At 49.0% G+C, this 18,313-nt stretch carries 21 protein-coding genes; 12 read left to right on the forward strand and 9 right to left on the reverse strand.

Annotation, left to right across the window (positions count from 1 at the left end; translation table 11 throughout):
- Nucleotides 1–22 precede the first annotated feature (22 nt).
- From qatD to ACQUTI_RS13630, 6 genes are all read right to left on the reverse strand, one after another.
- On the reverse strand, nucleotides 23–802 hold the full coding sequence (gene qatD, locus ACQUTI_RS13605) for a Qat anti-phage system TatD family nuclease QatD (RefSeq protein WP_094487671.1): 780 nt from the start codon (nucleotides 800–802) through the stop codon (nucleotides 23–25).
- Nucleotides 799–2,172, reverse strand: coding sequence for a Qat anti-phage system QueC-like protein QatC (gene qatC / locus ACQUTI_RS13610; protein WP_094487670.1), 1,374 nt, complete (start codon nucleotides 2,170–2,172; stop codon nucleotides 799–801). Before qatC ends, qatD begins: the two co-directional genes overlap by 4 nt.
- Entirely contained in the window at nucleotides 2,169–3,011 is an 843-nt protein-coding gene (gene qatB / locus ACQUTI_RS13615; RefSeq protein ID WP_139282295.1) for a Qat anti-phage system associated protein QatB, read from the reverse strand. The genes qatC and qatB overlap by 4 nt, the downstream gene beginning before the upstream one ends.
- On the reverse strand, nucleotides 3,012–4,952 hold the full coding sequence (gene qatA / locus ACQUTI_RS13620; RefSeq protein ID WP_213388493.1) for a Qat anti-phage system ATPase QatA: 1,941 nt from the start codon (nucleotides 4,950–4,952) through the stop codon (nucleotides 3,012–3,014).
- A 464-nt stretch (nucleotides 4,953–5,416) separates the two neighbouring features.
- Nucleotides 5,417–6,001 carry an inovirus Gp2 family protein gene (locus ACQUTI_RS13625; protein ID WP_094487669.1) on the reverse strand — a complete coding sequence of 195 codons (585 nt, stop codon included), beginning with the start codon at nucleotides 5,999–6,001 and terminating at the stop codon, nucleotides 5,417–5,419.
- A 437-nt stretch (nucleotides 6,002–6,438) separates the two neighbouring features.
- A complete protein-coding gene (locus ACQUTI_RS13630; protein WP_260766420.1) occupies nucleotides 6,439–7,887 on the reverse strand; it encodes a YfjI family protein in 1,449 nt (482 codons plus the stop codon).
- Between the two features lie 315 nt (nucleotides 7,888–8,202).
- Here ACQUTI_RS13630 and ACQUTI_RS13635 point away from each other — a divergent pair, with 315 nt between their 5' ends.
- The 10 genes from ACQUTI_RS13635 (at nucleotide 8,203) to ACQUTI_RS13680 (ending at nucleotide 13,346) form a co-directional block, all read left to right on the forward strand.
- Nucleotides 8,203–9,090: a GTPase family protein gene (locus ACQUTI_RS13635; protein WP_165798572.1), complete on the forward strand. Its 888-nt coding sequence runs from the start codon at nucleotides 8,203–8,205 to the stop codon at nucleotides 9,088–9,090.
- A 212-nt stretch (nucleotides 9,091–9,302) separates the two neighbouring features.
- Nucleotides 9,303–9,461, forward strand: a complete 159-nt coding sequence (locus tag ACQUTI_RS13640; protein WP_213388489.1) for a hypothetical protein — start codon at nucleotides 9,303–9,305, stop codon at nucleotides 9,459–9,461.
- 125 nt (nucleotides 9,462–9,586) lie between these two features.
- Nucleotides 9,587–10,051 carry a hypothetical protein gene (locus tag ACQUTI_RS13645; protein ID WP_047052155.1) on the forward strand — a complete coding sequence of 155 codons (465 nt, stop codon included), beginning with the start codon at nucleotides 9,587–9,589 and terminating at the stop codon, nucleotides 10,049–10,051.
- Nucleotides 10,052–10,085: 34 nt separating this feature from the next.
- On the forward strand, nucleotides 10,086–10,427 hold the full coding sequence (locus ACQUTI_RS13650) for a hypothetical protein (protein ID WP_213388488.1): 342 nt from the start codon (nucleotides 10,086–10,088) through the stop codon (nucleotides 10,425–10,427).
- A gap of 92 nt (nucleotides 10,428–10,519) precedes the next feature.
- Entirely contained in the window at nucleotides 10,520–11,341 is an 822-nt protein-coding gene (locus ACQUTI_RS13655; protein ID WP_213388486.1) for a DUF932 domain-containing protein, read from the forward strand.
- A 30-nt stretch (nucleotides 11,342–11,371) separates the two neighbouring features.
- On the forward strand, nucleotides 11,372–11,815 hold the full coding sequence (locus tag ACQUTI_RS13660) for an antirestriction protein (protein WP_255988574.1): 444 nt from the start codon (nucleotides 11,372–11,374) through the stop codon (nucleotides 11,813–11,815).
- A 12-nt stretch (nucleotides 11,816–11,827) separates the two neighbouring features.
- A complete protein-coding gene (radC, locus tag ACQUTI_RS13665; protein ID WP_428923285.1) occupies nucleotides 11,828–12,370 on the forward strand; it encodes a RadC family protein in 543 nt (180 codons plus the stop codon).
- Complete coding sequence (locus ACQUTI_RS13670; protein WP_072050100.1) at nucleotides 12,367–12,588, forward strand: DUF987 family protein; 222 nt, start codon at nucleotides 12,367–12,369, stop codon at nucleotides 12,586–12,588. The genes radC and ACQUTI_RS13670 overlap by 4 nt, the downstream gene beginning before the upstream one ends.
- A 25-nt stretch (nucleotides 12,589–12,613) precedes the next feature.
- Nucleotides 12,614–12,979 (forward strand): type IV toxin-antitoxin system YeeU family antitoxin, encoded by a 366-nt coding sequence (locus ACQUTI_RS13675; protein WP_114316984.1) that lies wholly within the window; start codon nucleotides 12,614–12,616, stop codon nucleotides 12,977–12,979.
- A gap of 37 nt (nucleotides 12,980–13,016) precedes the next feature.
- Entirely contained in the window at nucleotides 13,017–13,346 is a 330-nt protein-coding gene (locus ACQUTI_RS13680; protein WP_105455435.1) for a TA system toxin CbtA family protein, read from the forward strand.
- A 485-nt stretch (nucleotides 13,347–13,831) separates the two neighbouring features.
- Here the strand turns inward: ACQUTI_RS13680 and ACQUTI_RS13685 are convergent, their stop codons facing one another.
- Both ACQUTI_RS13685 and ACQUTI_RS13690 read right to left on the reverse strand, forming a co-directional pair.
- Complete coding sequence (locus ACQUTI_RS13685) at nucleotides 13,832–14,632, reverse strand: hypothetical protein (RefSeq protein WP_080841350.1); 801 nt, start codon at nucleotides 14,630–14,632, stop codon at nucleotides 13,832–13,834.
- Between the two features lie 120 nt (nucleotides 14,633–14,752).
- Nucleotides 14,753–15,637, reverse strand: coding sequence for a LysR family transcriptional regulator (locus tag ACQUTI_RS13690; protein WP_186602071.1), 885 nt, complete (start codon nucleotides 15,635–15,637; stop codon nucleotides 14,753–14,755).
- Between the two features lie 211 nt (nucleotides 15,638–15,848).
- On the opposite strand from ACQUTI_RS13690, the gene ACQUTI_RS13695 reads away from it, so the two are divergent.
- Nucleotides 15,849–16,421, forward strand: coding sequence for a flavin reductase family protein (locus tag ACQUTI_RS13695; RefSeq protein ID WP_048295370.1), 573 nt, complete (start codon nucleotides 15,849–15,851; stop codon nucleotides 16,419–16,421).
- Nucleotides 16,422–16,440: 19 nt separating this feature from the next.
- Here ACQUTI_RS13695 and ACQUTI_RS13700 read toward each other — a convergent pair whose 3' ends face one another.
- Entirely contained in the window at nucleotides 16,441–16,794 is a 354-nt protein-coding gene (locus tag ACQUTI_RS13700; RefSeq protein ID WP_004205765.1) for a helix-turn-helix domain-containing protein, read from the reverse strand.
- 333 nt (nucleotides 16,795–17,127) lie between these two features.
- Between ACQUTI_RS13700 and oqxA the strand changes: the two genes are divergently transcribed.
- Nucleotides 17,128–18,303, forward strand: a complete 1,176-nt coding sequence (oqxA, locus tag ACQUTI_RS13705) for a multidrug efflux RND transporter periplasmic adaptor subunit OqxA (protein WP_048295372.1) — start codon at nucleotides 17,128–17,130, stop codon at nucleotides 18,301–18,303.
- Nucleotides 18,304–18,313: the final 10 nt, after the last annotated feature.

Consider the following 18,313-nt stretch of genomic DNA (forward strand, 5'->3'; position numbering starts at 1 on the left):
GGAATATACATATGTTTGACAACTATTTAAGACAGTCCATTGTCACAATTTTTTTAAGATTACTCAAAACTACGAATCTAGTAGCATCTTCAGAAATACCATGAAGCAGGGCTATTTCATGCACAGCGCGATAAACATCTCGAGGACATATAGCCCTTCCCTCGTTCTTTACAAAAGGGCCATCTGTTTCTGTCAGCAGTCTGTTTAGAGGAATACTAGCAATAAGTTTCCTGTGTTTGACTGAACGTAGCATCTCCTCATTAACTGAAAAGTAGCATCCGAGTTCAACAGCACGTCGAGCCTCTGCAGATGACCCTGTAAACCAATGAAGAATAGCTTGGCAATTTTCAAGAATTTTGCTTTTCTCAAGATGATCTAAAACTTTTGCTGCTGTACGTACACTATGGATACTAAGTATTTTGTTCCCCTGTTCTGCACAGGCTTGAAGAATACGCGAAAACACACGCTCCTGAGCTTCAAAGCTTTGGTAAAAACGGGGACCGGCATCTAGACCAATTTCTCCCACATAGCGTGCTGAAGACAAGTAGCGTTCTAGCAGTACCACTTCATCTTCACGTTCTGAGACCAGTTGTGGATGTAGACCCAATCCGACACGAACGAATGATGAATCTAAAGCCAATTCACAATTTCTTTGCCATGCTTTAGGGGTTGTAGTTACCGCAAGTGTAGCCACACGTGCCAGCTCGCATTCCGCAATGACAGCCTTATGATCCGGATATAGATCAAGGTGGCAGTGAAAATCTACCCAGTGCGGAGAAAGTTGATGCTTGGTTGTATTCATGATAATGGTCTCGTTCTCACCCCAGTTAGCAGGCGGCTAACTTCCTCCATGCCCCTTATATATACGCCTGCATAGTCATCATAATTATCTGGGTGATCACTTAGTGGTCCAGGTTTATGGATATCAAATTTCGCATGGCCGGGGAAACGTGCTAGCCGCTCCAGTGAGAACTGAAAGGCTCGCACATGCTCCCCTTCAGCTTTACTACAATCGAGTACTCGTGCTCGAAGATCCGGGATTCGATAAGCAGTTCCGTCTGAACCAAAAGCCGCAAATAACGATGCGCGTCTTATCAAACAAGGTACGCACCGACCGCAGTGTATAGACTGTTCTTCATTTAAATCGGGATTCCACCGGGTACTTTGTGGGGATGAACATGACATGGTATTTTCAGCATGTTGGCGAAGAAATGTCTGATCATGGCACTGTCGCGCCATTTCGCCTTTTGTCATGAAGGCATAAGGATTATTTAAATAAGCGTCTACCCCTAAATTACGTAGCAGTTCATTATAGCGAGCCATGTAATATGGATGCGTCGTTCTGGTGCTGAGTGCGCCCACACGTAATGGATCTAAAGGGACGTTGAGAGATATGAGACCATTCTCAGGAACATTTATCTCCATAGCTCCACCAGCAGCATCTGCTGCTAACGTTGCAAGGGAAAAAAAGAGAAATGATCTACCTCTTAAGGTATTTTCGCCCTCATCACCTACAATGGTATCTTTCTTAAAACCGATGTGTGCCCGGACATGGCCAAATTCTTGAGTGAATCTGCTAGACAATAATTCTGAACACTTTTTTTGGTATTTACTAGTAATAGAATCCCAGTAATGGCTGACAAATAGTGGAGTTCTTCCCTGAGAAAGAAGATCAATCGCACCAATAAAACTGTCCAGCCCGCCAGAGAAAAGACATACAGAAGTGGGATTAAGTATTCGTGGTTTAGTTGATTCTCTGACAAGGCCGCGCTCAATTTCAGGCCGTTCATGAAAATGCAATGACCAACGATCCCCTGTCAAAAAATTCAATAAATTACTTAGCAGCCCCGTCTGACTACTCCATAAAACAGGATCAAATACAGGAATATGCAAAGATAATTCACGAGTCCAAAGATCTTGGGCATTTCGATTACGTGAAATTCTAGTATCTGCAGCAGTAACTGTTGCAGCTAACAGAGCAAGATCAACTGAGGTTTCCGAAGGAGTGAGCCCAAGCTCCCTTAATCCTGTTAACGCTTGCCCTAGACCAAAGTCCAACTGCCCATTATTTTTTAAAAAGTTAATTTGGGTAATATTGGTCTGTAATCGGCTTAGTACAGGCTGCTGGGAATCTCTAGCGCCAAGTCTCGCAATAATAGTGTGATGGCTCATTCTGATCTCTCCCCTTCACTAGCAATCAGTTCGAATGCCAGTTCATAAATCTGTTCGACCTTTTGGTTAATTTCACGACCTGATAGTCCTGATACATCTCTCAACTCGTCTCTCAACTGAACACGAGTAGCACCATCAACAAAATCGTGGAGTGTATCCTGAATGTCACCAATAGCATCGACATCATCAGGTAACTTGATGCCATTTTTACCTATATCGGCCATGATTCGCCCTTCAATGGAGTGAACGATGAAACCGATAAATATTTCTTGCATCTGCTCGGTGTTTAATGAATCAAAACTAACCACATCGGTATCAGACATGTCAGCAATCGTATCAAGCATTGCCTGTCTGGAGACCCCTTCATCGACTGATCCGCCAGGGGGGCACAAAAATTCGACAAGCGATACGAAAACTGTTGGTGCAGGCTCTCCAGCCAAATTGCTTAGATTAAAACGCTGAAGGGCTTGTTCTGCACCTCCCTGCTGGAAATCACCCAAGATATGAAGTAGCCCACCAGCAACGACGCGGGAGGAGCCCATACGGCGACTGGCTCTACTCGTCCCCCCTGTGCCGTTGCGCACATAACCGGCAATTGCCTTGCCGAGCGAACTTCGACTTCCGGAACGAACGTAGCGGGTAAAGTTACCTTTAGGTGTACTTAACGGCCCTGCACCATTTGAATCGGGAGGGATTAGTGATGGAGTTAAAGGCCCACCCTGAAGTTGGTCATCTTCCGGAGTTGTTGGGGATATAGGTAATGTAGGTGCCGGAGGGTTGTCTACAAAGTCAGGTACCAGTCCGCTGGTAGGCCCCCCATAAGATTTTGAAGTTCCCATTTACTTTTTCTTCCTTGGTAAATCAAGCATCGCTTGAGCTGTACTGCTTAATTTTGAATTATCAGGCTGATCTACCCATCCCTGAAGGATAGATCGGAATTCCTCTTCATGAGTATCGTCAACAAAACACTGCATGAAGGTTGATCCCAGCCAGACTCCACCAGTCTTCGGAACCGGGATTCGGCGGATGAAATCAAGCAGCTTTCTTTGCATCTGAGGCAGTACTTTCACGAGGAATTGAATTCCGTCAATTCCAGCTGGTTTTTTACCGAAACTATCTTCTTGGAGGATCTGCTCGCTAAGTGTTTCAAATACCTCGTCCACTTCTGAGGCTGTAAGTTTTTCAAGTACTGCTTTTGTTCCTGCAACGGCCATACTAGAGCCGAGAAGTTTTTCAACAAGCGGGGCAAGATGACTGGATGTTAGGGAGACTCCAAATGTACTTTGCTTGTCCCTGGTCACGAACACATAGGGGCGTAGGTCTTGGTTAGCTAATGCAGGTTCAATTTCAGCCCATCCAACTGCCCAGTCGTTTTTCAGCCATTCATTTATGTCAGAATGCTCGGCAACAGTAATTTTGCTAGGTGAATTCGATTCCTGCTGCTGTTTAGACTTTGCTCCCCTTACCAGCTGTTCAAATTGAATTAGTGCCTCAGGTTTCCCCTCTTTATGACTACTTGCCTGTCTCACTATTTGCTCATAAAAGGCAGGATAAAAACGTTCAGCCAACATAATCTTCGCCAATACAGGACGCTTAATGTCTTCACCAAACCCCCGTTCTTCTGCAATAGACTGGCGCAATATCATCGAATTGAGAAAACGTTTTATCTGACGTGGATTTCCCCTAGTACCTTTACTAAGAAGTGGCGTTACGTGTGCACTAATCTTTAAAGCCTGTTCAATTTCCTCTGGTATGTGCTCTCCCAAGGCTTCAAGTACTACTTTCCTATCTAACCCACTACTAATCCATGGTCTTTTCATTTCTTCACGGGCTTTGCCAAGCAATTTCATAAAATGCTTATTTTTCGAGCCTAAGGCATTCTCTGCAAGAAGAAGCGTTGTATAAACACGGGTTTCAGCGCTACCTAGCGCCGGTATCCGAAATGGCACCTGTATAAGTTTTTCCAAATAGTTTCTGGCATAAGTCAAAGGACCAGTGCTTTGCGGAAGGTCGGGAAAATGTTCGCGCACCGCATATTCGATCATCGCTTCATCCGCACCGATAACAAAGGCTGTTTTCTCAACAAAAAGAAATAAACGTATAGCCTCAAGTGTTTCTATCGCTGTTTTTGGCAAACATCGGTCAAGATCATCAACGATTACAACTAGCTTTTCGACTTCGGCAACATTGAGAAGGTCTTTAAACTCTTCACGAAAGGCATGAATATGCTTGGGAAGGGTTTCCCCATCGGAATCCGCTTCTTTTATGAAATCACCGGCTCTGTCCGCAAAATTCTTTATATCATCGACTGATATATTATCTTGGGGATTGCTAAGGATACCGGAGGCAAGCTCGTAGACACTTTTGAGTTGCTCCATTGTAGGAATACCTGTAAATGCGGTGAAAGCTAACCCCCCCGCTTTACGTGCCATTTTCAACCAGTCAACCCGGCGCAATACTTTTTTTGCAGCCGCAGCAACCTTGATACACCCCGGTCGGGCTTGCATTAATTCTTCGACCAAGGTTTCTATAATGACCGTCTTGGCATCCTCAAAGCCTTCAAATGTCCATCCGTTAAACCATAAGCAAAGTGTCTTATTTTTTCCTTCGTATGATGCTTCTAGCATTTTCAAAACGCTTGACTTACCAGCCCCCCAATCACCATGCACACCGATGGTTATTGGCGCATCAGGAGTATGATCTATCAGTTTTACGACCGTCCTCGCGATAGCTTCGTAATACAAAAGGTCTGTTGCAGTTTCTTGATCATTCAAAAACATGTGCTCTTCCCCTGAGTGCGGTAAATGTGCATCACAGCAATCACTTTGCTTATCACACTCCCCTCTTGAAAATCAAATCTCACATTTTCAATCAGATAAGTACGAATACATTGTATTTATATTACAAGAGAACTTAGTTGATGTAGCTCACGTTCTTAGCTTTAGATAGTTGAATAAATAAGTCATTATTATCAATATATTAGGTTTTTTCTTCACTTCATTTACCAACCGGATTGCTCCAATAGGTAACCAAAGCTTCCACTCAGAGAGCGGGGGAAAGGAGCCCATCAGGTTGATACAGGACTTGGCCAAACGAAGTTGCGCCAACCACCATTAGACCGAAGCCTACAGTTCCTTTAGATGTTTTTTGCCATACTAAATTTTCGTTAGTTTACAGCGCAAAAAAATTTTAGAGACGACAGTCAAAGCAATTTGCCCATCCAAAGTTCATACTGTGACTTCTTTCACCCTCGGCTCATTCCGATTGATCGATATCTGTCGTTATAGTTCTTGGTGTGGTCTTTTGCCATATACTCCATACGCTTCAGCAATTTGGTAATCTGTTGCATATAATTAGGGGAATTTCTGTTTAAATAAAAACACCCGTTCTCAGTCATATTCGTTAAACCTGAATATTCCTCCGAATCCAGACCTAACGCACTACACCATGCCTGCTGGATTAATGCGTATAAACTGTCATCGGCGTTATAGTTCCCGGCACCATGGTAGAAGTCTTTATTCAGCAGCAGTAATACATGGTAATGTTTACGGCGGTTAAGCTCACCGACTTCACGTACCCATACATACCGTAACCTATTAGACCGATTACGTTTCCATCGTCGGTTCTTACGTTGGCAATCGACCAGTAACTTAGCTTTCAGTGATTCAATAAAACGAGTAACCTCTTTGTTCGAATCACCATAATGATAGTTGCGGGGAAAACGTAAATCAACACGTAGTGCTAACGTACGCGGAAACTCATCTACTGCATTACGAATAACATCGTAAAATGCCTGCTGGTAATCAGCGTTCAAGGAATTAAGTTGCATATTAAGACCTGAATAAATAACTCACTCAATAATTAACATTGAGGTAAGTATGAATAACTAACCATGCGATTAACAATTGTGTTAATGTTACATGCAGATATGTACATGAACATAATCGAATAATAATCATTAACCGTATGGTGTTACGTAATCAATGTATGCTGCGTTATAATTAACTGATTGTATAGGCATAATGTATTAGTATGTTAATGACCAACACTCTGGATAGAGAGTGGATATATTATTAACAAACATATATTACTATACCGACAGTTAATTCATCAGTAATAATATAACAATAAGCACTTTAGCTTGATTAAACCTCATACAAATAGTAAGCATGATAATAATATTACCCTGATATTAGTTTTACTGGTTTTTGTCATTTTCTACAGGTTCCTCCCCCGGTAGTTGCGACTGATCGCAACTACCGGGGCTCAATAGTGTTGATATGCTGCATGTTTTGTAAACGGATTATTATCAAAATGACGACCTTTATATACCTTTCGGGCACCATATTTTGAATAATCAATATCTATCACCTCTTCCTTTTCAAGTCTGTCAATAACCCTGTCCAGTAACTTTCCCTTACGTAACACATTAGGTCCGCCGTTTCGGATATCATTATATCGAACTACATCTTTCCATGAGCGTGAATACTGCCGACGTAGCCACGACAATAACAGTGCTTCATAATAGCCCTCCTCATTGCCAAAGAGTGTTACTGCCTGTTGCATATACCATTCGCACAGCAACCATGCATTTTCGACATATTCTTTTTTTATCGCACATTCCCCCTCACTCCAGTAACTCAACAGGGCGGCTACGCGTGCAGTATTATTCGACATTTTGGATGCAAAATCTTTCGAGTTTTCATAGTCTCCCTCTGGCCCCAGGCGACGCTCTATCTTATTGTGAATTCTCACCCATGCTTCCTGAGCTTGAGGTTCGAAGGATAAACATGTCTGATGCCCGGTTCCGTGTTGAGAAGCACTTTTTTCTACCAGTTCATTCATACGTTGGTAGAAGGAATTAAGATTCTCTAGGTCACCAGACTGAGGGCCTGATTGACGACGAATCAAACGCTGGCCTTGTGTCGATAAATTCTCATCAATATTCAAGACAAGACAACGTGCAAAAAAACCACTTCCGCGTGCACTTTCGCCCTTACGTTTTAAATAATCATCAAATATAGCTTTTTGTACCATAACCAACAAAGTAATACGTCCATTCCTGAGCGTAAAACTCGGTGTTGTTTTACGTTCAACCTGAAAATATCCCCCATCCCACATTGAGTTAATAAAACCGAAGTCAGTCATGGTCTTTCTGTTAAGTATATTAGCTCCCTCATCGGTTATGAGTCCTGTTTGCGGCGACTGAGTGTACATTGCAAACTGCAGGGCTTCCGGTGTGGTATTATTATAAACAAATCTTCTGGCTTTTGGTGGTTCTGGTTTTTCAGCGTATAACGCCTTTAACTGCAGTGAAAATTCATCTGTACACTTTCCTTTCATAGTGGCTTTATCTACACATTTCAAGAGTGCACTTTCTTTTCTGCGCCATATTTTAGAGTAGCGCTCATGTTCTTTTTGCTGTTCTTCATACTGGAGTAATACACGTAGATCATGCTCATGAAAAGGCTTGAATACCAGTTTATCCACCGTCGTTTTTCTCTCGCCAGACTCTGCTATCACGAATGAATACAATGACACCGGAGATATTAAAGTGTCATTGATCTTTACATTAATCAGGCTCTGGCACCCCAGGGATAATGCACTTAAAACTGCGGATGCAATCATTTCAGGTGGTGACTGTGTGTGATCCTCAATATTAAAAATAGTTTCACGCAATAGTCCTGTAAAAGCATTAAATGGAAAATCTTTCATTACGATACCTGCGAAGTATGTTGTTTATGGAGCTGACAATTAATCGCAAAATCCAATCGCAAGTCAATATAAAAAACTGATATTTAGTCCAATCCGACAGCGTTGGACTAAATTAGTTAAGTGGCAACCTCTGGTGTTTTCATTCGCCTGTGCTTTCTTTATAAAAACACAGGCGAATAATGTCAGTACGGAGATATACTGCCAGGTAATATGATTTAAATAATTCTCAGATATATATCACCTCAGTGAATCCCCACCCGTTTTAATCCAACAGGTCATCCCCACCGGATGGCCTTTTTTCATTCAGAGGCCGATATGAAACATCCCTCGGGTTATACCCTTATCCGTCGCCATCTGCGGCGTTATCCACACGCGCTACGCCAGCATTTGCTGCAGGAGCTCAACCTACTCGTTACGTATGAACCGGTGATTGGCATCATGGGGAAAACCGGCGTCGGCAAATCCTCGCTGTGTAACGCACTGTTCCGGAGCGAAGTCTGTACTGTCAATGCTGTGGAAGCCTGCACACGTCAGCCACAGCGTGTCCGGCTACGTTTCGGTAATCACTTCCTGACGCTGGTTGATTTACCCGGTGTGGGCGAGAGTGTTACCCGTGATGGTGAATACCGTGAACTGTATCGTGACCTCATGCCACAACTCGATATGGTGCTGTGGGTACTCAAGGCCGATGACCGCGCCTATGCGGTGGAAGAGCAGTTTTATCAGGACGTATTCGCGCAGTACAGCGGACCGCAGCCGCCGGTGTTATGGGTGCTCAACCAGGTGGACAAAACCGACCCCGCCGAGCAGTGGAACTGGCCGTCCGCCCAGCCCTCGGCGTTACAGGCCGAGCGTATTGCGCAGAAACAGCAGGCGGTGGCCCGGCAGTTAGGTATCGCTGAGCAGGATATTCTGCCGGTTTCGGTCAGGGGGCGCTATCGTCTGTCGCGTCTGGTGGAGGCCATGATTACCCTGCTCCCAAAGCAGGCCCGCAGTCCACTTGTGCCGCACCTGCAGAACGGGTATCGCACTACCAGTATCATCAGCACCGCCAGCAGCAGCTTTGGCGATGCCGTGGTGGACGTTATCGATAAGGTTATTGACCTGGCCCCGCTACCACAGGTGGCACGCATTGCACTGCAGGCTGCAACACACACTGTCGCCCGCGCAGCACGCTCCCTGTGGGGATTTTTCTTCAGCTAGTCACTTCGCTTTCGATAAGCGGCCTTGCCGTTTTCGATAAGTTTCTTTGTTTCATTACGATCGATTTTGTCGATCGAGCCGATCGATATTCATCGTTGTACTTGATTAATCCGGTAGCCACATAATCCACAGGGCATTATGTGATTTGTTAATTTTAACCATCAAAATCAATGCGATGTATTGCAGGGATTGTCACGCATTAAGGAAAGTATATGCCGTTAATTCTGTTATGGGGCGGTCTGGCCTTGTTGCTGGGTTTCGTGGCGTCCGCTAACGGACGCTCGTTCTGGGGCTGGTTCATTCTCGGTCTGATAATCGACCCGATACTGGCGGGGCTGCTGTACTGGCTTGTTGCAAAGGACCGCACATGAAAACATTTCTTCGTCTGTTCGGTAAGTTCACCCGCTGGTACATCACCCTCATTATCTTTATGGCCTGCCTGCTGTTCATTATCACCACCCTGGGCAATATGGCTGGCTTCTGACAGGACACTCCAATGAAAAATAAACTGATTATTTCATTTTTACTGGCTTCAGTGCTGACGCCTTCTGTCTCGCATGCGTTTGGCAACCGTGATAGCTGGGTAAGTGGCTATGCGCAGGGAACGTCTGAATACACCATCCTCGGTAAAGGGCAATCACAACTTTATCTGGCCTGCGATAGTTCCGGCTCACAGCCAGCGACCATTATCTTCACTGATGTGAACGGCCATCAGGTCAGGATGGACAGCGGCCAGACACTTGCCATGAGAATTGATAACGCTGAAGAAGTGAATATCAGCGAAAGCGAGTCTCATGTGGGATCTGACAATGTCATGTGGGCATGGAACAAATTACGCACCGGCAAACGTGTTGTGGTTTCAGGTAGCGGGGTAAAACCTGTCACTTTCACTTTAGCGGGGGCTGCTGCAGTTATTCCTGCGTTCGGTGACAACGGCTGCGTGCCCGGATTTGCACTGTAGTTCTGCCTCACTCTTACAGGTTAAAGGAAATTTAATGAAGAAAATCATCACAGTCGCAGCACTCTTTCTGCTGTCATTTTCTTCGCTGGCCGCTTCTTCACCGGTCAGCGTCAGTGTTAGTCGCGGAAGCTACAGCCACTACTCATTGATTCGGATTACATCAAAAGTCGATTCGATTGTGATTAAACAACTCATTGTCAACCGGGGAAACTGCCAGGATGCAGAATTCGCCAGCCCCTGGAAACCGGTACGTCTGGGATTTGGCGGGGCGGTAGCACATGAGTTTACCGGCAAGGGGCTGATGGTTCCCTGTAATGTACTGGAAGTGGTGGTCCAGACAAGCGAAGGCGCATGGCAGTTTGATTTTGACAGCTGACACCGCGCGCTTTTCCACCTTTGTTTTTCTATCTGAACGCCCTGCTCAAACGAGCAGGGCGTTTTCTTTTGCCTCTTTTAAAGAAATTACTCATGAGATTAGCCAGCCGCTTTGGCCGTATAAACCAGATACGCCGTGACCGTCCTCTGACCCATGAAGAGCTGATGAGTCATGTTCCCAGCGTGTTCGGGAGCGACAAGCATGAATCACGCTCAGACCGTTACACCTACATCCCGACCATCACCATCCTTGAAAGCCTGCAGCGTGAGGGCTTTGAGCCGTTCTTTGCCTGCCAGACAAAGGTTCGCGACCAGAGCAAGCGGGAGCACACCAAACACATGCTTCGCCTGCGTCGTGCCGGTCAACTGACAGGGCATCAGGTGCCGGAAATCATTCTGCTTAACAGCCACGACGGCTCATCAAGCTACCAGATGCTGCCGGGGCTGTTTCGTGGCGTCTGTACCAACGGCCTGGTCTGCGGTCAGTCGTTCGGAGAGGTACGGGTGCCACATAAAGGCAATGTCGTTGAGAAGGTGATTGAAGGGGCTTACGAAGTGCTCGGGGTGTTTGACCGGGTGGAGGAGAAGCGCGATGCAATGCAGTCACTGGCGCTGCCAGCCCCGGCCCGTCACGCGCTGGCAAATGCTGCGCTGAAATATCGCTTTGGTGAGGACCACCAGCCGGTCACAGTATCGCAGTTGCTGACCTCACGTCGCCGGGAGGATTGCAGCGATGACCTGTGGACCGTCTACCAGCGCGTGCAGGAGAACCTGATGAAAGGGGGATTGTCAGGACGAACCGCACAGGGGAAAAGCAGTTGCACCCGTGCCGTTACCGGTATTGATGGCGACGTGAAGCTCAATCGTGCCCTGTGGGTAATGGCAGAGAATATGCTCGAGTTTTTCGGGTGTTAAACAACGGTACCAGCATAAGGAGATAATTTAATGAATACACAGAACCTTCAGTTCGCTGAGCAGACAGCTGTTACTGCCTCAGTGGTACCTGACGAGTTACGCATCGGCTTCTGGCCACAGCACTTTGGCTCCATCCCGCAATGGATAACCCTTGAGCCCAGAATTTTTGCCTGGATGGACCGCCTGTGTACCGATTATCACGGCGGTATCTGGCACTTTTCGACGCTCAGCAACGGCGGCGCATTTATGGCTCCTGAGACAGAGCAGGATGAGACTTGGACATTGTTCAACAGTATGAATGGTAACGGCGCGGAACTTACTGGTGAAGCTGCAGGGATAGTCGCCTGTCTGATGGTATACAGCCATCATGCCTGCCGTACCGAATGTGACGCGATGACAGAGCATTATTATCGCTTACGAGACTTCGCGCTAAACCATCCAGAGTGCAGTGCCATTATGTATCTAATCGACTGAGGAATACCTGCCATGAATACCGTATTATACCCGGAGTCTTCACAGTGCGAACTCTTTCCGCTGACTGTTATGCCTCGGCATGGTTGCCTGCTTCCTGCTACATCAGGATTAACACCTTATGCCCAACGGACCATCCGCCGCGCTATCAACCTGCTGGATAAATATCTGCGCCAGCCCGGCATACCCTTTACCTCAAGTACTGCTGCTCGTGACTGGCTTCGGTTACAGCTGGCAGGGCAAGAACGGGAAGTATTTATGGTGCTGTATCTCGATAATCAGCATCGTTTACTGGAGAGTGAAACGCTGTTTGCCGGTTCGGTTAACCATGTGCAGGTCCATCCCCGTGAGGTAGTGAAGTCAGCGCTTCGCTTCAATGCTGCAGCTGCCTTGCTGGCGCATAACCATCCATCCGGTGATCCGGAGCCCAGTCAATGTGACCGCAACATTACGGGCAGGCTTAAAGAAGCGTTAGCACTGGTTGATGTGAACACGCTCGATCATCTGGTCATCGGCTCAGAGGGCATTGTGTCGTTCGCGGAGCGAGACTGGATATGAAAATCATCAGTAAACGCCAGGCAATGACCCTATACCGGCAACATCCTGGCTCCCGGCTGTTTCGCTTCAGTACAGGAAAATATAAATGGTCAGGCAGTATCTGCCATTATGCTGGCCGCGAGGTGGAAGATATACGCGGCGTTCTGGCCGTATTTGCTGAACGCCGTCAGGGCCGCAATGGTCCCTATGTCATTCTTCGAAGTGTCACTCTCAATTAATCTTTCCCTTTAATCAGGAACAATAATGAACAATCACTCCAAATCCGGTACCAAGCCGGAGAATCCCGCCTGCCAGCAGTGGGGACTAAAGCGCACAATCACACCCTGTTTTGGCGCTCGTCTGGTGCAGGAAGGCAACCGGGTGCATTTTCTCGCTGACAGGGCCGGATTCAACGGTACTTTCAGCGACAACGATGCATTACGCCTCGACCAGGCCTTTCCGTTGATACTCAAACAACTGGAGTTGATGCTCACCAGCGGAGAACTCTCTCACCTGCATCAGCACTGCATCACGCTATACCACAATGGACTGACTTGCGAAGCTGACACACTCGGCTCCTGTGGCTATGTCTACATCGCTATTTATCCCGGCCAGCCTGAACCCCATTAACTCTAAGCTTATCTCTTAAACTCATAGAGCAAACATCATGCAAACCTTATCATCACACCCGACACGGGCGACTCAGCCCAATCTGTCACCCGTTGAAACCTGGCAACGGCTGCTGACTCATCTTTTATCGCAGCACTATGGCCTGACGTTGAATGACACACCGTTCAGTAATGAAACCACCATACGAGAACATATTGATGCTGGAGTATCGCTCAGCGATGCGGTGAACTTTCTTGTCGAAAAATACGGGCTTGTCCGTATCGACCGAAAGGGATTTTCGTGGCAAGAACAAACCCCGTATATTTCCATAGTGGATATTCTGCAAGCAAGGCGCTCTACCGGCTTGCTAAAAACTAATGTGAAATAAACGCTTAAATACAGAGCAGACTAAAGGAAAGCAAAATGCTAATCTCACAGACGAAGAGACTTCTACTGTAACCTCCCCTCCCCTCCCCTGCAAAAAACCTGACATTTTCTTTTGGGACCAACAATGGGACCAAATTGAAAATTGAATTAAAGATTACAAACTATTAAACAACAAGTTACGCAACCAATTCAGACTCCGCCAGCCCACCAAAATTCTCCATCGGTGATTACCAGAGTCATCCGATGAAGTCCTGAAAGCCCGCACGGCGCAAGCCCTGCGGGCTTTTTTGTGCCTGCAATTTGTCCCGTGAAGTCCGAAGAGAACTCATTAAATCCGAACCTCTTAGGCCCATTGATAGGCCCAACGAAAAGCTCTGTTGTTTTCGCGCTACCAATTACCCGCCCCCCCTCTCAGGATAAGACCACTCGCGACATCTCGCACAACCCTTGCACACTCCGGCCGCGTCCGCGGCCGGAGGGATAGATTTACCCCTTGGCAGAATACGCGTCCAGCATGGCAAGGACCGCCCGACGCGCCGCATCGTCTGCGATATTGTCAGGCAGCGCATCAGCCCGCAGAGTGACATAAGCGTCAGCAGCCCTTCGGATGGCAATCCCGACAGAGTGACGATCGTGCGTTGCCAGGGTGGAAGTCAGCAGGCCATCGGGATCAATGCCGAGGGCTTCTATTCGGCGAACGCCGCGTTGCGGTAGATTGGCGCGACGGAACAGCATCGGTCCCAGCACCTGTTCGCGGAAGAAAGACAGCATCCCCAGCGCTTCGAAGAGTTCGCCCCTGCCCAGTTTAACCACGGCATAATGCAGCCAGATCCAGGCTCGGGACTCAAACCACTCCGGCGTCATGTTCGGCCAGTGCGCGCTAAATTTTGCCAGCTGGCGCTCGAGCGCATCGTTATCACGGGTAAATAGCACGGCAGGCTCTTCAACGCGCTGAGTGAGCATGTCCAGGGTGATAAATTTGAGATCGACATGCAGAAGTTGCGGGCCAAACAGGCAGATCAGCAGGCGAGGCTCACCGACGTGTTCCCCGGTGAAAGCATGTAGCAGATGGCCGAGGGTTCCGGCGAACGCCATACGCTGAGCCATAATTTCGTCATAATAGAGAGGGTCGACCACCACCACGAAATCCAGATCGGAGTATTGATCAAACCCGCCATGGATAAACGAGCCGCCGGCGAGAAGGGCGTGGATCCGCGAATCAGACTGTAATTTAAGCTTCAGTTGCTCTGCAAAACTTCTGTGTAAATCGGGTAGCGTATTCAGCATGCTTTTTCCTGTTCACAAAAAAGACAAAGCATTACAGAATATCGAGTGATTGATCGGCAGACCAGATATTTCTGCAGGAACCCTGCGCTCCCTGGAGGGGCTCCCGAAACGATACTCCCCTCAAACCACCTCCCGCATCCACTCAGCAAACGCCCGCACGGCGGGAGAGAGAAAGCGCTGGTGCGGATAGAGCAATGTGACGGGTACCGGCGGCGGCTGCCAGTCCGTCAGCACTTCCACCAGCCCCCCCTCCCGCAGGTGGTCAGCAACGATATTCTCCGCCAGCTGCGCCAGTCCAAATCCTGCCAGGCACATTTTTATATAGAGCCCCGTTTCATTCACCGCGGCGGTGCCGCTGATGGGTACAGAAAAAGTCTCGCCGTGGCGAAGGAAGCGGAACTCATCGGCCCGCCTCGCCTGGCCGGAGAAGTAATGCACCGCCCGGTGCTGAGAGAGCGCCTCCGGTGACGGCGGCACGCCATATTCCCGAAGATAGTCCGGTGACGCGCAGGTGACCCAGCGAAAGCGGCCCAGAGGCCGGGCCACCAGGCTGGAGTTGTTCAGCTCTCCCGTGCGTATCACGCAGTCGACGCCTTCTTGAATGAGATCGACCGGCCGATCGCTGACGCCGATCATCAGGTAGATGTCAGGGTAGCGTCGGTAAAAGTCTTGCAGATGGGGCATGACGATGAAATGCGCGATGCCCGCGGGCATATCAACCCGCAGGCGCCCCTGAGGCCGCGCCACAGACTCGCTCAGGCTGGATTCGCTATGTTCGATGAGGGCGAGAATTTCCCGGCACTGCGCCAGATACTGCATCCCTTCCGGAGTCAGGCTCACCCGCCTTGTGGTCCGGTTCAGCAGCCGCACCTTCAGGTATTTCTCAAGGTTTTTAATGGTACTGGTGACAGTGGAGGCTGGCAGGGAAAGGGTTTCCGCGGCACGCACGAAGCTCCCTGCCTCCGCGACGCGCACAAACATCTGCATAGCCTGGATACGATCCACCTTCTTTCTCTCCTGTAGCGAGCAGCTTACCGACAGATGGCATAATTATTCGTTGATTATGAATAATGAAAACAATTTACGCATCTTTTTGCGCTTAATCGCCTGGCGTATCGTTGCACGGTGGATGACGAATGAGGGGTTGAAAACGACCATAGCCTCAACAAATATCCATACAATCAACAAATTAAATAACACGTATAAAGGAAAAATCATGTCCGTTCAGGCTGTCGAATTACGTAAGGCCTATCGTTTATTGCAGGTCGGGTCCACCACCATGATTTCCGCAAAATATGATGGCGTCGAAAATGTCATGTCAGCCGCCTGGGTTGGGCTGGCAGGCGAGCGAAAAGTGGTGGCCTATATCGGCACCCAGGCCTTCACTCGTCAGCTGGTGGAAAAGAGCGGCTATTTCGTCGTGCAGATCCCCGTAGTCAGCCAGATGGCAACCGTCCTCTACGCTGGCGGGCGCAGCTATGCCGATGCGCCGGATAAAAATGACACCATCCCCTTCTTTTATCAGCCGGAGTTCGATCTCCCCCTTGTGGCAGGCTGCGCGGGCTGGCTGGTGTGTAAAGTGATGCCTTACCCGGACATCCAGCAACAGCACAATCTGTTTATGGGTGACATCGTCGCCGCCTGGAGCGATGACCGGGTATTCCGTAACGGGCACTGGATTTTTGATGATGCGCCGGACGAGCTGCGGACCGTTCACTATGTCGCTGGCGGGCAGTTCTATGCCATCGGCAAAGGCAGCAAATTCGATCATGGACCGGGTAAGGACTGACCCTCCCCGGTCATGAAGATCACTGACGAGATGTCTGCGCGGCAGAGCGGCTGATACTCCGGCGCCAGACGCCGGGCGCCTGGCCATACTGGCGCTTGAAGCTGCGGTTGAAGGACTGCTGGGAGTCAAAGCCGAGGGCGATCGCCACGTTGAGGATCGGCTCGTTGCTGTGGGCTAAGCGTTCAACCGATTTTTGCAGCTTTTGCGCCCGGATATACTCCCCGAGGGGGTGCCCGGTATGTTCTTTGAAGATCCGCTGCAGGTGCCACTTCGAATAGCCAGCTCGCCGGGCAACGGTATCAATATCCAGACGGCTATCAAGATGGTTGTCGATCCAGTCGATCAGATCCTGAATGATGGCGCCAGTGTTCATCATATTTCCCCCTCGCGGCCGGTTAAAAGCATCTTTAGCAGTTGCATTAAAAGGTGGCCTGGTTTTACACAAAATGCAAGTTTTATTGTTGCATTTAAAACCCTGCCAGGATCGCGCCTTTTTTCTCCGGCGAGGATCGCACATAAAGTGCAACAATTATTCTTGCACTTAGTTAAGCGCCTTCCTACAATCGCCGCGATAGTGTATTCGAAATTGTTACAATTTTGTGGCGATGATCGACACAAATGGCCTTAAGCCAGCCCGGACAAAGGAAGTGGCGCAGCCTCTCAGGCTGCGTCTTGCCCGGCGGCTACAATGACTGGAATAAAAATAATGAGCCTGCAAAAAACCTGGGGAAACATTCACCTGAGCGCGCTCGGCGCGATGATGCTCTCCTTTCTGCTCGTCGGCTGCGACGACAGCGTCGCGCAAAACGCCGCGCCGCCCGCGCCTGCCGTCAGCGCCGCTAAGGTGTTGGTGAAGTCGATCAGTCAGTGGGATAGTTTTAACGGTCGCATTGAAGCGGTGGAGAGCGTTCAGCTCCGCCCCCGCGTCTCGGGATATATTGATAAAGTGAATTATACCGACGGCCAGGAGGTGAAAAAGGGCCAGGTGCTGTTCACGATAGACGACAGAACCTATCGCGCCGCGCTGGAGCAGGCGCAGGCGACGCTGGCGAGAGCCAAAACGCAGGCCAGTCTGGCGCAAAGCGAGGCGAACCGCACCGATAAATTAGTTCATACCAACCTCGTCTCCCGTGAAGAGTGGGAGCAGCGCCGGTCAGCCGCGGTTCAGGCCCAGGCCGATATTCGCGCCGCGCAGGCGGCGGTGGATGCCGCGCAGCTTAACCTCGACTTCACCAAAGTGACTGCCCCTATCGACGGCCGCGCCAGCCGGGCGCTGATCACCAGCGGCAACCTGGTCACGGCGGGCGACACCGCCAGCGTGCTCACCACCCTGGTCTCGCAGAAGACGGTGTACGTCTACTTTGACGTCGACGAGTCAACCTACCTCCACTATCAAAATCTCGCCCGCCGCGGGCAAGGCGCCTCCAGCGATAATCAGGCGCTCCCGGTGGAGATTGGCCTGGTTGGCGAGGAGGGCTACCCCCATCAGGGCAAAGTGGATTTTCTCGATAATCAGTTAACGCCGAGCACCGGCACCATCCGCATGCGCGCCCTGCTGGATAACTCGCAGCGGCTGTTCACGCCGGGGCTGTTTGCCCGCGTGCGTCTGCCGGGCAGCGCGGCGTTCCAGGCTACGCTTATCGACGACAAAGCGGTGCTCACCGATCAGGACCGCAAATATGTCTATATCGTTGATAAAGATGGCAAAGCGCAGCGACGTGATATCACGCCGGGGCGGCTGGTCGATGGTTTACGCATCGTGAAGCAGGGTCTGAAGCCTGGGGATAGCGTCATCGTCGACGGCTTACAAAAAGTGTTTATGCCAGGTATGGCGGTTAACGCCAAAACCGTTGCCATGACCCCCAGCGCCGCCCTCAACTGATCCCTTATCA

It is taken from the genome of Klebsiella sp. 7-CIP_Kleb. (genome assembly GCF_050378655.1).
Taxonomy (GTDB): Bacteria; Pseudomonadota; Gammaproteobacteria; order Enterobacterales; family Enterobacteriaceae; genus Klebsiella; species Klebsiella quasipneumoniae.